Annotated in this window: 15 protein-coding genes; 6 read left to right on the forward strand and 9 right to left on the reverse strand. The window is 64.1% G+C overall.

Going from position 1 to position 17,135, the window contains the following annotated elements:
* Positions 1–38 precede the first annotated feature (38 nt).
* A complete protein-coding gene (locus tag NH14_RS18035) occupies positions 39–1,376 on the reverse strand; it encodes an MFS transporter (RefSeq protein ID WP_052148304.1) in 1,338 nt (445 codons plus the stop codon).
* Positions 1,377–1,557: 181 nt separating this feature from the next.
* Here NH14_RS18035 and NH14_RS18040 point away from each other — a divergent pair, with 181 nt between their 5' ends.
* On the forward strand, positions 1,558–2,382 hold the full coding sequence (locus tag NH14_RS18040; protein ID WP_052148305.1) for an IclR family transcriptional regulator: 825 nt from the start codon (positions 1,558–1,560) through the stop codon (positions 2,380–2,382).
* A gap of 37 nt (positions 2,383–2,419) precedes the next feature.
* On the opposite strand, the gene NH14_RS18045 is transcribed toward NH14_RS18040, so the two are convergent.
* Together NH14_RS18045 and NH14_RS18050 are read right to left on the reverse strand one after the other, a co-directional pair.
* Positions 2,420–3,895, reverse strand: coding sequence for an amidase (locus tag NH14_RS18045; RefSeq protein ID WP_052148306.1), 1,476 nt, complete (start codon positions 3,893–3,895; stop codon positions 2,420–2,422).
* A 64-nt stretch (positions 3,896–3,959) separates the two neighbouring features.
* Positions 3,960–5,273 (reverse strand): MFS transporter, encoded by a 1,314-nt coding sequence (locus tag NH14_RS18050; protein WP_035530475.1) that lies wholly within the window; start codon positions 5,271–5,273, stop codon positions 3,960–3,962.
* A 286-nt stretch (positions 5,274–5,559) separates the two neighbouring features.
* Here NH14_RS18050 and NH14_RS18055 point away from each other — a divergent pair, with 286 nt between their 5' ends.
* Positions 5,560–6,480, forward strand: coding sequence for a LysR family transcriptional regulator (locus tag NH14_RS18055; RefSeq protein WP_035530478.1), 921 nt, complete (start codon positions 5,560–5,562; stop codon positions 6,478–6,480).
* Positions 6,481–6,716: 236 nt separating this feature from the next.
* Here the strand turns inward: NH14_RS18055 and NH14_RS18060 are convergent, their stop codons facing one another.
* Positions 6,717–7,028, reverse strand: coding sequence for a hypothetical protein (locus NH14_RS18060; RefSeq protein WP_052148307.1), 312 nt, complete (start codon positions 7,026–7,028; stop codon positions 6,717–6,719).
* A 104-nt stretch (positions 7,029–7,132) separates the two neighbouring features.
* Here NH14_RS18060 and NH14_RS18065 point away from each other — a divergent pair, with 104 nt between their 5' ends.
* Both NH14_RS18065 and NH14_RS18070 read left to right on the forward strand, forming a co-directional pair.
* Complete coding sequence (locus NH14_RS18065; RefSeq protein WP_052148308.1) at positions 7,133–8,365, forward strand: BamA/TamA family outer membrane protein; 1,233 nt, start codon at positions 7,133–7,135, stop codon at positions 8,363–8,365.
* Positions 8,366–8,597: 232 nt separating this feature from the next.
* Positions 8,598–10,433: a sensor domain-containing diguanylate cyclase gene (locus tag NH14_RS18070; RefSeq protein ID WP_035530481.1), complete on the forward strand. Its 1,836-nt coding sequence runs from the start codon at positions 8,598–8,600 to the stop codon at positions 10,431–10,433.
* On the opposite strand, the gene NH14_RS18075 is transcribed toward NH14_RS18070, so the two are convergent.
* Together NH14_RS18075 and NH14_RS18080 are read right to left on the reverse strand one after the other, a co-directional pair.
* Complete coding sequence (locus NH14_RS18075; protein ID WP_237179666.1) at positions 10,423–11,319, reverse strand: hypothetical protein; 897 nt, start codon at positions 11,317–11,319, stop codon at positions 10,423–10,425. The two genes, NH14_RS18070 and NH14_RS18075, sit on opposite strands and share 11 nt — an antisense overlap.
* 103 nt (positions 11,320–11,422) lie before the next feature.
* On the reverse strand, positions 11,423–12,010 hold the full coding sequence (locus NH14_RS18080) for a BPSL1445 family SYLF domain-containing lipoprotein (protein ID WP_035530482.1): 588 nt from the start codon (positions 12,008–12,010) through the stop codon (positions 11,423–11,425).
* A gap of 327 nt (positions 12,011–12,337) precedes the next feature.
* On the opposite strand from NH14_RS18080, the gene NH14_RS18085 reads away from it, so the two are divergent.
* The gene (locus NH14_RS18085) at positions 12,338–12,751 is read left to right on the forward strand and encodes an RT0821/Lpp0805 family surface protein (RefSeq protein WP_152617223.1); all 414 of its coding nucleotides are present in this window, start codon (positions 12,338–12,340) and stop codon (positions 12,749–12,751) included.
* A gap of 100 nt (positions 12,752–12,851) precedes the next feature.
* Here NH14_RS18085 and NH14_RS18090 read toward each other — a convergent pair whose 3' ends face one another.
* Together NH14_RS18090 and NH14_RS18095 are read right to left on the reverse strand one after the other, a co-directional pair.
* Positions 12,852–13,994, reverse strand: a complete 1,143-nt coding sequence (locus NH14_RS18090; RefSeq protein WP_084225769.1) for a porin — start codon at positions 13,992–13,994, stop codon at positions 12,852–12,854.
* Positions 13,973–14,557, reverse strand: coding sequence for an MFS transporter (locus NH14_RS18095; protein WP_244143485.1), 585 nt, complete (start codon positions 14,555–14,557; stop codon positions 13,973–13,975). Before NH14_RS18095 ends, NH14_RS18090 begins: the two co-directional genes overlap by 22 nt.
* 15 nt (positions 14,558–14,572) lie before the next feature.
* Between NH14_RS18095 and NH14_RS18100 the strand changes: the two genes are divergently transcribed.
* Entirely contained in the window at positions 14,573–14,905 is a 333-nt protein-coding gene (locus NH14_RS18100; protein ID WP_052148311.1) for a hypothetical protein, read from the forward strand.
* Between the two features lie 47 nt (positions 14,906–14,952).
* On the opposite strand, the gene NH14_RS18105 is transcribed toward NH14_RS18100, so the two are convergent.
* On the reverse strand, positions 14,953–16,797 hold the full coding sequence (locus NH14_RS18105) for a sensor histidine kinase (protein ID WP_161790869.1): 1,845 nt from the start codon (positions 16,795–16,797) through the stop codon (positions 14,953–14,955).
* Between the last annotated feature and the right edge of the window lie 338 nt (positions 16,798–17,135).

Raw genomic sequence — 17,135 nt, forward strand, 5'->3', positions numbered from 1 at the left:
AGAAAAGCGTGGATATGGATTGAGACGTCAAAGCGAAATCAGGTTCGCGCGCCCGGCGATGCGGGACGTACCGTCATCATCATGAGAATGGCGCCGGCAACTGCGATCACCCCCAGCGCGGTCAGCGCCGGATAAAGACTGCCCGTGCTGGTTTTGATCCAGCCCACGAGCGTCGGGCTCACGAAGGCGCCCGTGCCGCCGATGCTGGTGATCAGGGCAATCCCGCCGGCCTTGGCGTCGCCATCGAGGAACGACGGCGGAATCGTCCAGAACACCACGAACGCTCCGTACGACGCCGCCGCGGCCACGCCGAGCATGGCGATGGCGATGCCCTGGCTATGCAGCGCCAGCGGCAGCATGCCAAAGCAGACCGCCATGACGGCGCTGCTGATCAGCAGGTGCCAGCGCCGCTCCTTGAAGTGGTCCGAACTCGCGCCCAGGATCCAGGTTCCCATTGCAGCGGCAATGAACACCAGGCTCGACAGCCAGCCCACATGGATCAGGTTCTTGATGCCCATGTCCTTGAGGATGGTCGGCGTCCAGAAGCCGATCGCATTGAACGGCATGATCACGCAAAAATAGGCGACTATCGCGACATAGATCCTCGGTTGTCCAAGCACCTTGAGGATCGCATGCCCCGCTGCGTGCCCGCGCGCGCTGCTGCCCTCGTCGGCGCGCAACTGGCCGAGGACGATGGCCTTTTCCTTGTCGCTGAGCCAGCGCGCGTCGGCCGGACGGTCGCTGAGGATCAGGAAGGCCAGCGCCCCCAGCAACAGCGACGGCAGCCCCTCGGCCAGCAGCAGCCATTGCCAGCCCTTCAGGCCGAGCAGGCCCGCCATGTGCACCATGATCCACGCGGACACCGGGCCGCCGATAATGCCGGCGAGCGCCGTGGAGGCCATCAGATAGCCGGTCACGCGCCCGCGCCGCGCGGAGGGAAACCAGATCGTCAGATAGAACAGCACGCCGGGGAAGAAGCCCGCTTCGGCCACGCCGAGCAGCACGCGCAGGACATAGAACTGCATGGGCGTCTTCACGAACATCGTCGCGCTGGAGATCACGCCCCACGTCACCATGATGCGCAGCAGGGTGCGGCGTGCGCCAATGCGCTGCATCAGTAAATTGCTTGGGACTTCGAACAGTACGTAACCGAGGAAAAACAATCCGGCGCCCAATCCATACGCCGCCTCGCTGAAACCGAGGTCGCTCATGAACTGCAGCTTGGCGAAGCTGATGTTCACGCGATCGAGGTACGCGCAGACGTAGCAGACAATCAGGAGCGGCAAGAGCCGGAACAGGATCTTTCGATAGGTGGCGTCGACGTCGGCGGGCGTGTGGGTATCGTCCGTTGCGGCGACGAGTTTGGCGATGTTCAACGATGTCTCCTTCATGGGGACGGGTTTCACCAGTCTTGGCAGGTGATGGGAATGCGTCAGCTGTGACGCGCCCGACCATTGCCGCGACTCTACGCGTGAGCAGCACGAGGAATGAACTAGAATTTCAAATATTGAAATCCGGTTGCAACAAGGCCATTGGCGGCCATTTCGAGAGATTCGTATGCGCAAATCGTTAAACGCTTATTCGATGCAGGACGAAACCGATCTGCGCCGCGTAAAGGAAGACGATCCTTATTTTTCCGGCACCCTGGCCAAGGGCCTGCTTATCATGAAGTGCTTCGTGAGCGAGCCGCGCGCCCATGCCAACAGCGAGCTTGCGGCCCGGCTGGGGCTGTCGCGCCCGACGGTTTCGCGGTTATGCCGAACCCTGCATGCGCTGGGCTTTCTCGACCACGACGAACGGCTGGATCGCTACTTCATCGGGCCCGCCGCCGTTACGCTCGCGTATCCGTATCTGATCAAGACGCCGATGCTGGCGCTCGTGCGCCCGGCCATGCAGGCGCTCGCCGATCGCGTGGAGGGCGCCGTTTCGGTTGGCGTAACGATGGATCTGGATGTGGTGTATCTGGAAACCTGCTCCTACGAGGAAGGCACGCTCAAGCGCCCCGGCGTGGGCGCGGTGAACGACGTGCTGGAGACGGCCATGGGGCGCTCGTGGCTAGCGCAACTGCCCGCGTCCGAACGGCAGGAGTTCCTCAAGCGCGCCCGCCAGCTTCGCCCCGAAAGCTATGCCCGAACACACAAGCGTGCGATGGACGCCGTGGCGGGCTACGCCCAGCGCGGATATGCGATCAACATGGGCGACTCTGGCCTTGGCGTGCTCGCGGTGGGCGTGGCGTCCCGAATCCATTACGGGCCGAGAAGGCTATTGTTCAATTGCGCGGTTCCTGGCCTGCGCATGAGCGAGAAGGACCTGCACGACACGCTAGGCCCGGAACTGGTGCAGCTGGTGAGTCTTGCGGACAGGCAGATGGGTTTGCGTTGATGCAAGCCGCCCATGCCCCCTCGGCACGGGCATGCGCTCAGGCAGCGAGCACCTCAGGCAAACGCCGCGTCACCCACTGCGTGGCCTGATCGTAGGCATGCGCCAATTGCAGCACGGAGAGGTCCGCATGAGGCTTTCCGATCACCTGCAAGCCCATCGGCAGCCCCTGCGCGTTGAAGCCGGCCGGCACGCACATCACCGGCAAGCCCGCGAGCGTGCCGCCAATCACCACTTCCATCCAGCGATGATAGGTATCCATCGTGCGGCCCGCGATGGACTTCGGCCAATGCTCCTTCGCGTCGAACGGGAAGATCTGCGCGCTCGGCAGCACGAGGTAGTCGTAGCGCTCGAACAGCGCGAGCAGCGCGTTATACCACTGCGTGCGCGCGACCGTGGCATTCCACACGTCCTCGCCCGAGAGCTTCAAGCCGCCCTCCACTTCCCATTGCGCCTCGGGCTTGAGCAGCGCGCGCTTCGCGGGATCGCGATACAGCGCGCCCAGCGTGCCCGCCACGGAAAAGTGGCGCAGCGTGAGCCAGCAGTCCCAGAGCTTGTCCATCGCATAATCGGGGCGCGTGGCCTCGACCTTGCAGCCGATTGCTTCGAAGTCCTTGAGAGCGGTTTCGCAGAGCGCGAGCACGCCGTCTTCCATCGGCAGATAACCGCCGTAATTGCCGAGCCAGCCGATTTTCGCGCCACCGAACTCACGCGCGAGCGGCCCGGTGAATTGCGCCGGATCTTCTGCAATCGAGAGCGGCGCGCGCGCGTCGTAACCGGCCTGCGTGGCGAGCAGCATGGCCACATCGGGCACGCTGCGGCCCATCGGCCCCGCGCAGCCAAGCTGGTTGTAAAACGCGTCGACGGCAGGCACCGACGGAACGCGCCCCTGCGAAGGCCGGAAGCCGAAGATGTTGTTCCAGCCCGCCGGGTTGCGCAGCGAGCCCATCATGTCGCTGCCGTCCGCCACCGGCAGCATGCGCAGCGCGAGCGCAACCGCCGTGCCGCCGCTGCTGCCGCCCGCGCTGCGCGTGGGATCGTAAGCGTTGAGCGTGGTGCCGAATACCTGGTTGTAGGTGTGCGAGCCCAGACCGAACTCCGGCGAATTGGTCTTGCCGATGAAGATCGCGCCTTGCGCGCGCATGCGTGCGGCCACCAGCGCGTCGGCCTTCGGCACTTCGTGGCGGAAGATCGGCGAGCACTGCGTGGAGGGAATGCCCGCCGTCGCGGTGAGGTCCTTGGGCGCCTGCGGAATGCCGTGCAGCCAGCCGAGGTATTCGCCGCGCGCGAGTTGCGCGTCGCGCTCGTCGGCCTCGGCCAGCAGCGTGGCGCGCTCGCGCAGCGAGACGATGGCGTTGGCCGGCGTGTTCACGCGCTCGATGTGGTCGAGAAAAGCGCTCATCACTTCGCGGCAGGAGATCTTGCGCAGGCGGATCCATTGTGAGAGTTCGAGCGCGCCCGCGGCGACGATTTCACCATGCGAGGGCTGGGCGGAAGAAGGCGATGCCTGATTCATGCGTGACTTTCTTGAATGAATGGTTGTGGATGGAGATCGATGCGCTTCGTGGTTGCTCGCGCCGTTACGCGCCCAGCACTTGCGCACCACGCCGGCGCTCGACCACGGCGGGCGCGCCCTCGTGCATCACCACCACGGCGAATAATCCGATCACCGAAGCGAATACGACATAAGCGGCCGGCGCCACCGGTGAACCGGTCGCGCGGATCAGCCACGTCACGATAAACGGCGCGAAGCCGCCGAACAGCATCACCGCGAGGTTGTACGCGAGCGCAAGGCCGGTCGAACGCGTGCGCGTCACGAACTGCTCGGCGGCGGCGGTGGGCAACGGACCATAGATAGCGCCGATGATCGCACAGATGCCCAGTTGCATGGCGAGCAGACGCGACACGCTCGGCGCGGCCGCGAACCACGAGAAGGTCGGGTAGATCGTCAGAAGCAGCACCATCATGCTGCCGATCAGCACCGGCTTGCGGCCGATGCGATCGGACAGCGCCGCCGAGACCGGCACCATCAGCGTCATCAACCCCACCGCGAGCATCTGCACGGTAAAGACTTTATCGAGCGGCAGCCCGAACTCCTTGTGCGCGAAGGTCGGCATATTCACGAGCATCACGTAGAACGACGCGGTGCCGATGATGGTCATGCCAATCGTCACGAGCACGGCGCGGCCATTGTCGCGCAACGCCTGCACGAGGCTGACCGGAGCTTGCCCGGTCTGCTGGGCCGCATCGCGGAATGCTTCGGTTTCCTCCATATGGCGGCGAATCCACAATCCGACCGGGCCGATCAGCAAGCCGATCGCAAACGGCACGCGCCAGCCCCAGCTATCGACGGCGGCTGCCGGCAGGCTCTGCGTGACCAGCGCGCCCATCCCGGCGCCGCCGAACACGGCGAGACACTGGCCGATCATCTGCCACGAACCATACAGCCCGCGCTTGCGCAGCGGCGCGGTTTCGACAAGGAACGCGGTCGAGCTCGCGTATTCGCCGCCGGTCGCGAAGCCCTGCAGCAGACGCGCGCCCAGGATCAGCAGCGGCGCGGCCGGGCCGATCGTCTGGTAGGTCGGTGCGCAGGTGATCAGCGCGATGGACAGTGTCATCAGCATGATGATCAACTGCAGCGCCGCCTTACGACCCTTACGGTCCGCGTAAAGACCGATAAGCACGCCGCCGACCGGCCGCATGAAGAAGCCCACGCCGAACGTCGCGAGCGACATCAGCAACGATGCATAAGCGCTGTCTGCAGGAAAGAAGAGCCGCGCGATGATGCCGGCAAAGAAACCATAAACGATAAAGTCATACCATTCGAGCGCATTGCCGACAACGGCGGCGGCGACCTGTCGGGTGCGGGACGTGCCGCGTGAATCGATCTGCATGGTGCTCCTCTTTCCTTCTGTCTCACGGGGCGGCACGATCTGCGCTTTCCGGCAGTTGCCGGTGGAGAGCGACCTTGCTCGTACGAAAAGGCTCGATTGCGAACGATATTAGATACGCGGAAAGCCTCCATCAATCACGCTGGCGTCCGGAACGTTACTCTCCGGCTAATGATCGCGGAGGACCGCCGATGGTCGCGCATACGCTTGCAAGCCGGTCCGCCCCGAATTGCGACGGCTCCGGTTCTGGTGCAAAATTTGCTGCCGCCTCCCGATCAGCCGCCCCACCATGCTCCCCCGCGTCGACGAAGAGATCACTTTCCGCAAGCTCGAAGTGCTGCTCGCGTTCATGCAATGCGGCAATCTGGCGAAGGCGGCCGAGACGCTCGACATCAGCACGGTCAGCGTCCATCGCGCGCTGCATTCGCTCGAGAAAGGCCTGCGCTGCACGCTGTTCCGTCACGAAGGGCGCAGCCTGACCCCGACCGACGCGGCCCAGGTGCTCGCCGAAGTGGCCGCCGAAGTCATCAAGACAATGATCGACGGGATCCGCGCGACGCGCGAAGCCGCAGGCTACGGCTCGGAACACCTGAAAATCGGCTCGCTGTACTCGCTGACGATCCGCGCCGTGCCTGAAATCGTCACCGTCATCAAGAGCCGGCGCCCCGATCTGCAGGCGGAACTGATTCTCGGCTCGAACGCCGACCTGCTCGACAAGCTCAAGCGCGGCACAATCGACGCCTCGCTCATGGCGGTTCCTTCTCATGATTCGGAGATCGAATCGATCGAGCTGTTCGAGGACGAAATTTTCTTCGCCGCGCCCATTGGCTCCGCGTACGGCCAATGCGATGCGATCGACTTGCGCCAGTGCCGCGACGAGCCATTCGTTTCGTTAAGCGAGGGATTCGCGACGTCCGAGGATTTTCTGGAAGCGTTCCGCATTGCGGACTTCACGCCGAACGTCGTGATGAAAGTGAGCGACATCTTTTCGCTGATCAACCTCGTCAGCGGCGGCGTGGGCTATACACTGCTGCCGGGCCGCGTGCGCGACCTCTTCGCGCACAAGATCATGCTGATCCCGCTTTCCGCCCGGTACGACATGCGGCAGACCATCGGCTTGAGTTTCCTGAGGCGGCGCGAGCGCGACCCGAATCTGCTTGCGCTCGCGACTGTTTGCCGGCTGACGATCAAGGGTCAGCCGGCCAGTTGAGCCGATTGTGCAATCGCGCGATGCGCGCTGGGTAACAGGTCACGGGAAACGTGCCTCGCGCCCCTGTTCATTCAGATAGGTGTTTCGCTCGCGCGTCGTGCGCTACAGTATGTCTCAAGGGCCTACCCCGACGCCCTTATACGGTCTCCTCGTACTTCTGCCCGCTTCGAGCGGGCTTTTTTCTGCTCAATCCGTGACGACATCGCGATCGGTCTGCGTGCCGCATGACACGGCGCTCAGAACCTGAACGTTACGTTGGCGCTTGGCCCGTTAAAGCGCAGCGTCTGCACTAATTGATCGCCCGAGCCATAGAAGGCCAGATACCGGTAGGTCAGGCTCGCGTCGCCCCACTTCCAGGCGTAGCCAACCCCGCCCGATGCCTGCCACGTGAACCGCGAAGTGCCGGCGCCGATGTCGAGGTAGTACGGCACGATCCAGCGGCCGTCGCTCGTCAGCGAGACTTGCCCGCGCACGCCCGCAAAGCCATCGAAGATGTCCTGGCTCGGCGACACGTGAACGCTCGCCGCATGGACGATACAAGCAGGCATTGCCCTATCGGGTAAATGCATTGCCCCAAATATCAATGGCGTTGCGGCGCACACCTGTTCTAAACTTCCTGACTATTTGCGTCCATGGCGATGGCGCGCGAAATATGCATCCGGACAAGAACACACAGAAATCGACCGCCGGGAATCCGCGCTTTTCCCGCAAGCTGCGACGGCTAACGCCGCTGCTGCTCGCCATCGCCACGCTCGCGCACGGCGCGGACGACACGCCGCGCTCCAGGTTCTTCGACCCCGAAGACGGCCAGTTCGACCTCAGCGAAATGCTGCTGCACCACAAGGGCGTGCTGCCGGTTCCGACCATCATCACGGAGCCCGCAATCGGCTATGGTTTCGGGCTCGGGCTGCTCTATTTCACTTCGGCGGCAGCCAAAGCGGAGGCCCGGAAGACCAGCAACGCGGATAGCGCCGCTGACACCAGCAACGCGGACAGCGCGGACGCCTCGCAGCCCGGCAAGATGAAACCGCCCAACATCACCGGCGTGGGCGGCATGGTCACGAACACGCAAAGCTGGGCCGCGGGTCTCCTGCACTTTCACACGTGGGATGACGACCATATCCGCTATCTAGGCGTGCTGGGCAAGATCGATTTGCACCTGCACTACTATGGGCCGCGCGAGAACGCGAACGCTTACCAGCTGAGCGGCATCGGCACGATCCAGCAACTGCTGTTCCGGCTCGGCGACAGCCCGTGGTACGTCGGGCCGCGCTACACCTTTTTCAACGCGACAGCACGCTTCGACGGGGCCGTTCCCGACAGCATCCGCAATTTCGAGCGCACCCTGAATGTCGGCAAGGGCGGAATCGTCGTCGACTACGACACGCGCGACAATATTTTCTATCCGCGCAGCGGCACCTATGCGGAACTCGAAGCCGAACTCGCGCGCGGCGCGCTCGGCAGCGACCGCTCATTCGAAATGGAAACCCTGAAGGGCTATCACTGGATTCCGTTTTCGTCGAAATGGGTGCTAGGGCTGCGCGCCGATACGGGCTTTTCGCAAGGCGACATTCCGTTCTTCGCGCAACCATACGTGAATTTGCGCGGCGTTTCGCAGGCCAGGTTCCAGGACAGCAATCAGTTGACCGCGGAACTGGAATTGCGCTACTACCTCACGCCGCGCTGGTCGGTGCTCGGCTTCGGCGGCGTCGGGCGCGCGTATGGCAACCTGCATTCGTTTTCCGATGCGCCGACGGCCTTCGGCATCGGCACCGGCTTTCGCTACCTGATTGCGCGCAAGCTCGGCCTCACGATGGGTATCGACGTCGCGCACGGTCCCGGCCAGAACGCGTTCTATATCCAGGTCGGCAGCGCATGGCGCTGACGATCCGCGCTTGAGGTTCAGGGCTGCGGCTTGCCTTCGGGGAACAGGAGCGTCACGATCATGCGAGCCTGCTTACGCTCCACCGGTAGCGAAGTCTCGTACAATATTTAGAGCGCAACTATCCGGATTTTGGGCAATCCGAATTCCCCTATAAGGACTTTCACTGCCGCGCTCCCGGCGTTCGCGGCATGCCATTAATCATCCGGAAAACCGAAGCGCGCTTATACGACCCATGCACTCGCCGCTCCCCAAGAATCATCGCTGGACGCTGCAGCCGGTCACGCGCAAATCGTGGATGCGCGAGTTTCTCGCCCTGCTCTCTGTGCTGGTCGCGGCCATTGTCGTCATCACCGGGTGGCAGTCGTGGTACGACTTTCGCGCTGTGAACCTGCAAGCCGCGCAACAGCTCACCGCGCAAACCTCGCTGGTCGCGCGGCTCATCGAGGACCGCCTGCGTGATCTCGACGGCATGATGTCGGCCACCGAAGCGCTCGTCGCAGAGGGCAAGGCCACCAACAGCGAACTGCGCAGCCTCACACTAACGCTGAAGATGTCGCTCGGCGACACCTTGATTGCGGTATTCGATGCAAACGCCCGCCTGATGGCCGCCTCCCGCCCCAACGCGCGCAACGAGATTCCTGGCTTCGACGCGATCTTCGCGCAGGTGCGGGCCGCGCCGTCTGCGCGACTGTGGCTGCCTGTCGTGTGGGGCAACCGGGGCGCACTGGTGGTCGCCGAAAAGCACCTCGACGCGGCAGGTCAACTGGATGCAGTCACGATCCATCTCATACCGCTCGAACAGCATCTGTTCGAGGGGACAAAGCTGATTCCCGGCACCGCGCTGCTTCTGCGCGACAACGAGCAGCGCATCGTCGCGCGGGTTCCCGCGGTGGAAGGGCTCACCATCGGGCAGCGGCTCGCCGACGATATCGATTCACGCGCGGGCCCCATTGAGGGCACGTTCTATTCGCTGTGGCGGCGCGATAACACCGAGCGCCTCGTAGCGGAGCAGCGCATCAGGCTGGGAGCAGACGCCGCGTACTGGACGCTCGATCTGGGCTATGCCGTCAGCACGTACCGCAACGGCCTCTGGTCGAGCGTCTACATCGATCTCGGCGGCACCGCGCTATTGCTCGTCATGCTGGCCGGCGGCTTCGTTCTGCTGGGCCGGCAAAAAGATCTCGTCGCCCGTGTGCAACGCTACGCGGACACGGTTGCCACCATCGTCGAGAACATGCCGACGCCGGTCGCCGTGGTCGACGCTGGAACGCAGCGCATTCTGCTCGGCAACGACGCGTTGCTCGCGATGTTCGGCACCCTGGCCGACAAAGGCCAGCCGTTTGCGCGCCTGTTGGTCGACGATACAAACTGGGCGCGCATGCGGGTCGCAGATACCAAGGATCCCGAACCATTTCAGACGCGTTCGGGCATTCGCCACATGCTGGTTCACTGCACGAGACTTCCCGCGCTCGCGGGGCCCGGCGATGGCGATCCCCTGCTCGTGGTGCTGACCGACATCACCCATCAGCATCTGCTGCTCAAGCAATTGCAGACCGATGCGGACTTGGACCCGCTCACGGGGCTCGCCAATCGCCGCTACTTCGAAAAGGCCGCCGGGCAGGCGGTGGCGCATGCGCGGCGGCATCATCGCCCGCTATCGGTGCTGGCGCTCGACCTCGATTATTTCAAGCGCGTGAACGACACGTGGGGCCATGCAATGGGCGACCGCGTGCTCAAGGTAGCCTCGCAAGTGTTCGAGAACGCGCTGCGCGAAGACGATCTTGCCGCGCGCATCGGCGGCGAGGAGTTCGCCGCGATCTTGCTGGACACGCCCGAAGAGCGCGCCCACATGGTGGCCGAACGCATCCGCCATGCGCTGCACGACACGCCCATCGAACTCGACGATGGCGACACGCTCAAACAGACCTGCAGCATCGGCATTGCGCACTACGACGAAGCGGAAGACAGCCTTGAAGCCACGCTCAAACGCGCCGATGCGGCGCTATACGCGGCGAAACACGCTGGACGCAATCGCGTTCAACGCTGGAGCGCGGAGCTCAAAAACTGAGCGCGATCCCAAGCGAAGCGCCCGACACATTCTGGCCGAATGCGTAGCGCCCCACGATGCGCAGCCGCGAAAACAGCTTGGTCACCGCGCCCGTATCGATCTCGAGACCGGCGCCGAGCGAAGTCAAATGATTGAAGCCGAGAATATCGGCCTGGCTGCCGAGATAGGTCGAATGCGACAGCTCCAGAACATAGCGTAAGGGCCGATGCAGCACCAATAGCCCCGTCGGCGCGCGCCAGCGTGCATAGAGGTTGGTCGATTGCGCATTGGCCTCGCCGCGCACGGCAGACGACGAGCCGAAGCTCTGCAGATAGATGTCCGTGTAGCGCAGTTCGAGATCGAACTCGTAAGGCTCCTTGCGCGGATACCAGCCGAGCATGAGCGAGCCGCCCAGGCCATAGGCGCTCAGCGAGCCGTCCTTGATGAACTGGATGTTCTTGTCGATGTGGCGGTTGATCAGGAACTGGGCCGCCGATGCATCGCTCACGACTTCGCCGAGCGAAAAATTGAAGATCGGCCGAATCACCAGATTCTTGCTCTCGTTGAGCGGAAAATCCCAGCCGATGCCGCCCGTCGCGGCCACGTTGGTCCAGCGCGTCGGCAGTTGCCGCTGCTCCTTGCCGTCCGAGACGAGGAAGGTCGGATCGTAGCGCGACCCGCCAATCGCGCCCTCCAGATAGAGCGGAAAGTTCTGGCTCAGCGTGAAGCCGCCGCCGAGCTGGGTCATGTTCAGCGCCGGGTTGCCCGTGTTGCCGTTGTTGATGCCCAGCGAGCTCGCGGTCAAATCGGGCGTGACCGTGTAGCTCAGCAGCGCGAGCACAGCGTTGGCGCGCTTTTGCACGTCGGGGCCAGTAAAGGTCGGCAGCGACGGCGCCGCTTGCGCCATGGCCGCCGCGCAAGCGAAGCATAGCGCGCTCAATAGCAGGCAGGCGCCCGCAATGCGGGCGCCATGTCCTTTGCCGGTGCCGCTCCCGCGCCGCATCGCGGCCTTACAGGTCCAGACGGGTGATCTTGGTGCCGGAGACCGAGAGGTCGCCCATCAAGCCGCTGTTCGTCAGCACGAAGACTTCGACCGGCTTGGTAGTGGTCGTGGTGTCGAGCTGGCCATTGGCGCCCATCTTCACGACGGCAACCGATGCGTCGCCCCCCGCCGACCAGCCCTTGGAGGCGCGGAATTTGTCGAATGCGTCCTGCGTCATGAACAGATAGACCACGGCCTTCGACTGCACGCCGAGCGTCGCGCCCACCGAAGCGGCCGATAGGCTGTAATAGCCGGCCGTGCCGCCGCCCGCGCGCAGTGCGCCGTCGCCATGCTCGCCGCCGATGCCGATGCCCGCCTGGATTACTTGCGGGAACACCAGCACGCCGCGCGCCTTGCCTACGAGTTCGCGTGAGCCGGGCGCCGTTTGATAAAGACGCGAAAGCGTGCCGTCGACGCTCGCGTCGATGGACTGGCGGCGCGCTTCCGTGGACGCTTGCGTCGACGGCTGGTTGCTCATGGTCGTGCAGCCGGCAAGCACGGTACCGAGCACTCCGAGGGCAATGGAAGTCTTCAGCATGAAGAGGCGTCCGCGCATTTTTTCTCCAATACCAGATGGTCCGGGTCAAATCGCCGAATTGCCGCTAAGGCGGCGAATCTGGCAGCATACGGGTCATTGGGGGCAGCTGATCCGCCAGCGAAAGGCAAAACCCGCGCAAACGCACGCAAACGCGCAGGCGCTGCGCCCAGACCCTTTATCCGGGAGTTTCGTATGCGCCGCCACGCGATGCCATAGGGGTGCGGGGCAAGCCCATTGCCCGAAAGGGCAATTGCCCTTCCCCAACCCCGAATGGAAACGCTGTGGCAATCGGAAAACAATCAAGCCGGAGTCGCCTCCGCGCGATTTGAAAGACTGGAATCCATCATGTCGAACCACGACTCGACCGGCCAGGCCGGACGGGAAACTCACCTGGCCGCCGCACTCGGCGCATTGCTGCTCGCGCTTGCATCGGCGCCCGCCTGGTCCGCGCCCGGCGACATTCTCGAAAGCACGCCGATGATCCAGCTCGACAAGAACGACATCGCCGCGATCAACAGCACGGTGCGCGTCGTGCTGAACACGAAAAACGACGGCGAGACCACGCCATGGGTCCGGCCCGCCACCGCCGATCGCGCCGAAGTCAGCGCGGACATCACGCCCGAGGGCACCTCGATCAAGAACCGCGAAACTTGCCGGTTCGTCACCGTGACCGTGCATGCGGGAAACAATGCGGTCAAGCTGCGCCCGCAATACTGCCGAAGCGCGAGTGCGGAGTGGGAGCTTCAAGGCGCGCAGTGAGATCACGCGCCGCGTTGCGCGGCGTCCACTGCAAGGAACAACGACTGCGGCCCGGGGCCACGCCAACCGGCATCGGGCCCTGTACTCAGAACCCCGGCACTCAGAACATGTGCCGCACGCCCGCCATCAAGCCGAGCTGCGTGGTCTTGGCCGCTGCGCTCAAGCCCACGAACCCCTGCAACTGCGCTCCCACCAGCCCGCCGCGATACATGGCGTAATCGCCTTCGATATACACGTCGGTGGCGCGTGACAGGTTGTAGTCGGCCAGCAACTGGAACTGCGCGGCATTGCCGTCGCCGCTCTGGTTCTTGCCGTCCTGCAGCGTGCGCCACATGTTGGCCGCAACGTGCGTGTTATTGCCGAACTGATGCGAGATGCCGCCGAAGAACATCTCGCGCTCCGAGAACGTGTTGAACTTCAGCGCAGTCAACTGCGGCGCCGAGAACGGGCCATTCGGGAAGTTGCCCACGAAGCCGCGGTCCTGGCGGTTCATCGCCCAGCCGAAGTTGACCGACGTGTCGCCAAACGACCAGGCGCCGCCAGCCGTCCAGGCCTTGAAGTGCGCCGAACCGTTGACCGCGTCGCGCGAATCCAGATAGCCGGCGCCGAGCTTCAGCGGCCATGCCGGAATATACGTGAGCGACGCACCGATCTGGCTGCCCGCGCCGAACGCGCCCGCCTGGCCGCCGAACGCATACGAGAGTTCGACCGTTACATCCTTCCAGCGCGCCGCGTACTTGGCCATGTTGCTGGTCCACACGCCTTCGGCCATCGCGACCTCGGGGCGGAACTGATACACCGTCGGCAGCCACGGCGACGTCACGAAGGTCTTCAGCACGGCGTCGGCGAGCGGGTTGGTCTGGCGGCCCATCGTGAAGCGCCCGAAGGTGGACGACACCAGCCCCACGTATGCGGTATTGAAGAACGGATAGCCGGGGTCGGTCATGCCCGAGTTCGGAAAGAAGCGGTTTTCGAGCTGCAATACCGCGCGATTGCCGCCGCCGAGATCTTCGGAGCCCAGCATGCCCCAGTTGCTTTCGCTCAGGCCGCCGTTGGAAAGCTGGACCTTGCTGTCACCGGCCGCGTTCGCGTGCGTCGTGTAACGCACCGCCGTGTCGATCAAGCCATACAGCGTGACCGACGATTGTGCATGGGCCGCAGCAGCCGCTCCGCTGAGCGCCACGGCGGCCGTGACGCGCCCTGCCGCGCGGCATTTGTTTCCTAGTGCTGCTCTTTTAAGCATGTCCCCAACAGCGCACGATAGCTGATGCGCGGGCCACTGGCGGCAACGCCGCTCTCATCTGCCAATTTGGTTGCGCGCGCACCTAGCGGCCCTTCGCGCCCTGCCACGAGCCACAGGATCGCCCACGCGAGCCCGAGCACGGCAAGCACAATGAAGTTGGTGCGCCAGCCCCGTTTGGCGTCGATCCACGGCACGGCGATGCCCGCCACCACCATGCCGAGCACGGCGCCCTGCTGGAACACGGAAACCGGCAGATTACGGCGCTCGTCCGGAAACCACTTGTAGCAGGCATGAATCGCGATGGGTTGAGCCGGGCCCTCGCCCGCGCCCAGCAGCACCCGGCACGCAATCAGCATGCCGAGCGACGAGCCGAACGCGATCGGCAATTGCACCACGGCCCACAGCAAAGCCATGACCAGCAGCAGCCAGCGCGTGGACAGGCGGTTCGAGAGAAACCCGCCGGCCATGCCGGTCACCGCGAACAGGAAGAAGAAGCTGCCGGCGCACCAGTGGTGTTCGCCGAATGCGCGCTTACGGTGGTCGAGGCGGTGCGTTTGTAGCACTTGCGCCACTGCGGGGTGATACGCGCGTCGCTGCAGCGGCGTGATCACACGTCGGACGGCTGGCAGCCCATCAAGGAATTCGGGCGCGGCTTCGTGAAAGAAGTGAGCGCGCATCTGGCGCGCTTGCCCGAACTGCCGCGCAACAAGCGCGCAGGCGAACGCTTGCCCATCGCGTTCCAGACGATGATCGCCACCATGGTCAATGCGGCGCTCAACGACCCTGGGCCGCTGCACCTCGCCGACACCGCCATGACCGACGCGCTCGCCGAAATGCTGACGCTGTACGTCGCGAATAGCGCAGCTGATAGTGCGAGAAAAAGCGCGCCGGGCGCGGGCTCGAAGGCCTGACTGGTTACATGGATTGCGCTGACCGCGTGGATCGCCTGCGCGCCGCCTTAGCGTGCGCCGCCGTCCACCGGGGCCTCGGCGCCTGACACATCGCTCTCGGGCGGCGTGTGCCGGTTACTGTCCACAAGCGGCAGCCAGACCACGATTTCGGCGCCGCCACCGCTGCGCAGCGCGGCGCTCACGTGCCCGCCGTGCGCTTCGACGATGGAGCGCACGATCGACAGCCCCAGTCCCATGCCGTGCGGTTTGGTCGTATAGAACGGCTCGAACAACTGCTCGGGGCGAGAGACGCGAAAGCCGCTGCCGCGATCCGCAACCACGATTTCAACGCCTTTGCCCACCTGCCTCGTCGCGAGAGTCAGCACGCGGTCGGCGGGCGCCGAATCGTGCATGGCATCCATCGCGTTCACCGCCAGATTGAGCAGGATCTGCTGAAGCTGAACATGGTCGCCCATGACTTCGAGATCTCCGGCCGCGAATTGCGCATCGATGCGCATCGCGCGCCGCCGTGCTTCGGGCTCGATGAGCGGCAGCGAGTCCTCGAGCGTGGCGTCGGCCGGGATCGGCGCGAACTCGATGCTCTGCTTTTGCAGCAACGCGCGCAGGCGCTGCACGACGTCGTTGGCCCGCAAGGCGTCGCGCTTGACGTCGGAGAGAATCTCCTGGAGTTCGCCCACGTCGGCGTGCTGCGAAGTCACAAGCATTTCGGCGGCGTCCGTGTTGCTCAGGATTGCCCCCAGCGGCTGGCCGACCTCATGCGCGATCGAAGCGCTCAATTCGCCCGCAGCCGCAAAGCGTGCCGCGCGCGCAAGCTCGCTGCCGCGCGCGGCCGCCTCGGCTTCGGCATCGCGCCGCTTGCGGCGCTGCGCCAGCAAGGCGACGATCGTGATCGCCTGCGCGATCAACACCGCCAGCAGCGTCAGCATCGTGCCGCGATACTCGCGAAAGATCGACGGCGGGAAATTGATGAGTTTGCAGTCGGGCGGCAGGTTCGAGACCGACAAGCCAAAACGTTCGAGCTCGGCAACGTTTGCCACGCAGCGCGCCGGCATGGGCGGCAGCGCGACGTTGATGAATTTCCCGCCGTTACGCAGGATCGCAACTGCGGCCTTCCCCGTGTTGGTGCCGTTGTCGGCGAGATCGTAGACGACACCGGCGGTAATGCCGCCCTCGATATAGGTGGAATACCAGCCATAGATAGGCGCCTGGCTCGCCTGCACCATGGACGGCAGAAGCTGATACGGAAAGTAGCGATGGCCTTGCTTGTCCCGGTAGACCGTCGTGTAGATCACCGCGTCGTCTTTTCCTAGCCCCGCGAGCCGCTTCTCCAGCTCGCCCAGCCCGAGCCCTTCCCAGCGCTCCACCGTCGTCCAGCGCCCCGGTTCCCGGTTCGCCGTGCGGATCACGCGATCGATCATTTCCGTATCCACGTCGGTCACGCCGCCCACGACGATAAGGCGATGCGCCCGAGGCTGAAGCGTCTGCGCGAGCGCGAGCGTCTTGCCGACATCGGTGCTGAACGGCAGCAACGCGATGCCTGGCGGCAACGGGTGCTGCGCGATCCAGTTGTCCGCCATGCTCGAAAACAAAATAGGCGTGCCGGGCCAGAGTTGCGCGCGATGCTGCAATACAAATTCGCCACCATGCGTGCCGATCGCAATGACGAGGTCGACGCGCTGTCCCTTGTACTTCTTTTGCATCAGCGCGAGGAATTCCTGCGTGAGATCCTCGCCACCGAAACGAAATCCATCGATTGAGTCGAGATAGACTTCGGCGCCACCGGGCATTTCGGCGTCGAGCACGTTGCGAATGGCGCGGATCTGCACGAACGCGGCCGGCTGGCTGGGGTCAGCGCCGGTCAATAGCAGCACGCGAGCGGGTTCGGCCGCCATCGAGGCGGTGGCAGTGGCCGCGCCCAAACAGCAAAGCAACAGCCCGATTCGGACCGCACTGGCCAGCAGCGCGACCGCGCCGCGCGCCAATGCATGAAGAGCCCGCCACACGCCAGGCATGCGCGAGCGCCACGCTTTAACGGGGTATCCGGAGGCTTGTTCCATTCGAACGGTAATGGCGATTACTGCTGGCAACCATTGCACTGAACTGCGTGATGCCCCATGCCGGGGCAGCGCGGAAATGAGGCGATCGGGATCGATCACGCCGATTGCGTAATGTTAATTGGATATTGGCCGTTGTCCAGTTCAATCCACGGACGAAACAGTCTAATTGACTG

The organism is Paraburkholderia sacchari, assembly GCF_000785435.2.
Taxonomy (GTDB): domain Bacteria; phylum Pseudomonadota; class Gammaproteobacteria; order Burkholderiales; family Burkholderiaceae; genus Paraburkholderia; species Paraburkholderia sacchari.

Bases quoted from the DNA above. Each gene is read 5' to 3' on its own strand.
- NH14_RS18040 (WP_052148305.1), top strand. From the start codon at position 1,558: ATGCGCAAATCGTTAAACGCTTATTCGATGCAGGACGAAACCGATCTG.
- NH14_RS18045 (WP_052148306.1), bottom strand. From the start codon at position 3,895: ATGAATCAGGCATCGCCTTCTTCCGCCCAGCCCTCGCATGGTGAAATC.
- NH14_RS18050 (WP_035530475.1), bottom strand. From the start codon at position 5,273: ATGCAGATCGATTCACGCGGCACGTCCCGCACCCGACAGGTCGCCGCC.
- NH14_RS18055 (WP_035530478.1), top strand. From the start codon at position 5,560: ATGCTCCCCCGCGTCGACGAAGAGATCACTTTCCGCAAGCTCGAAGTG.
- NH14_RS18060 (WP_052148307.1), bottom strand. From the start codon at position 7,028: ATGCCTGCTTGTATCGTCCATGCGGCGAGCGTTCACGTGTCGCCGAGC.
- NH14_RS18065 (WP_052148308.1), top strand. From the start codon at position 7,133: ATGCATCCGGACAAGAACACACAGAAATCGACCGCCGGGAATCCGCGC.
- NH14_RS18070 (WP_035530481.1), top strand. From the start codon at position 8,598: ATGCACTCGCCGCTCCCCAAGAATCATCGCTGGACGCTGCAGCCGGTC.
- NH14_RS18075 (WP_237179666.1), bottom strand. From the start codon at position 11,319: ATGGCGCAAGCGGCGCCGTCGCTGCCGACCTTTACTGGCCCCGACGTG.
- NH14_RS18080 (WP_035530482.1), bottom strand. From the start codon at position 12,010: ATGCGCGGACGCCTCTTCATGCTGAAGACTTCCATTGCCCTCGGAGTG.
- NH14_RS18085 (WP_152617223.1), top strand. From the start codon at position 12,338: ATGTCGAACCACGACTCGACCGGCCAGGCCGGACGGGAAACTCACCTG.
- NH14_RS18090 (WP_084225769.1), bottom strand. From the start codon at position 13,994: ATGCTTAAAAGAGCAGCACTAGGAAACAAATGCCGCGCGGCAGGGCGC.
- NH14_RS18105 (WP_161790869.1), bottom strand. From the start codon at position 16,797: ATGGCGGCCGAACCCGCTCGCGTGCTGCTATTGACCGGCGCTGACCCC.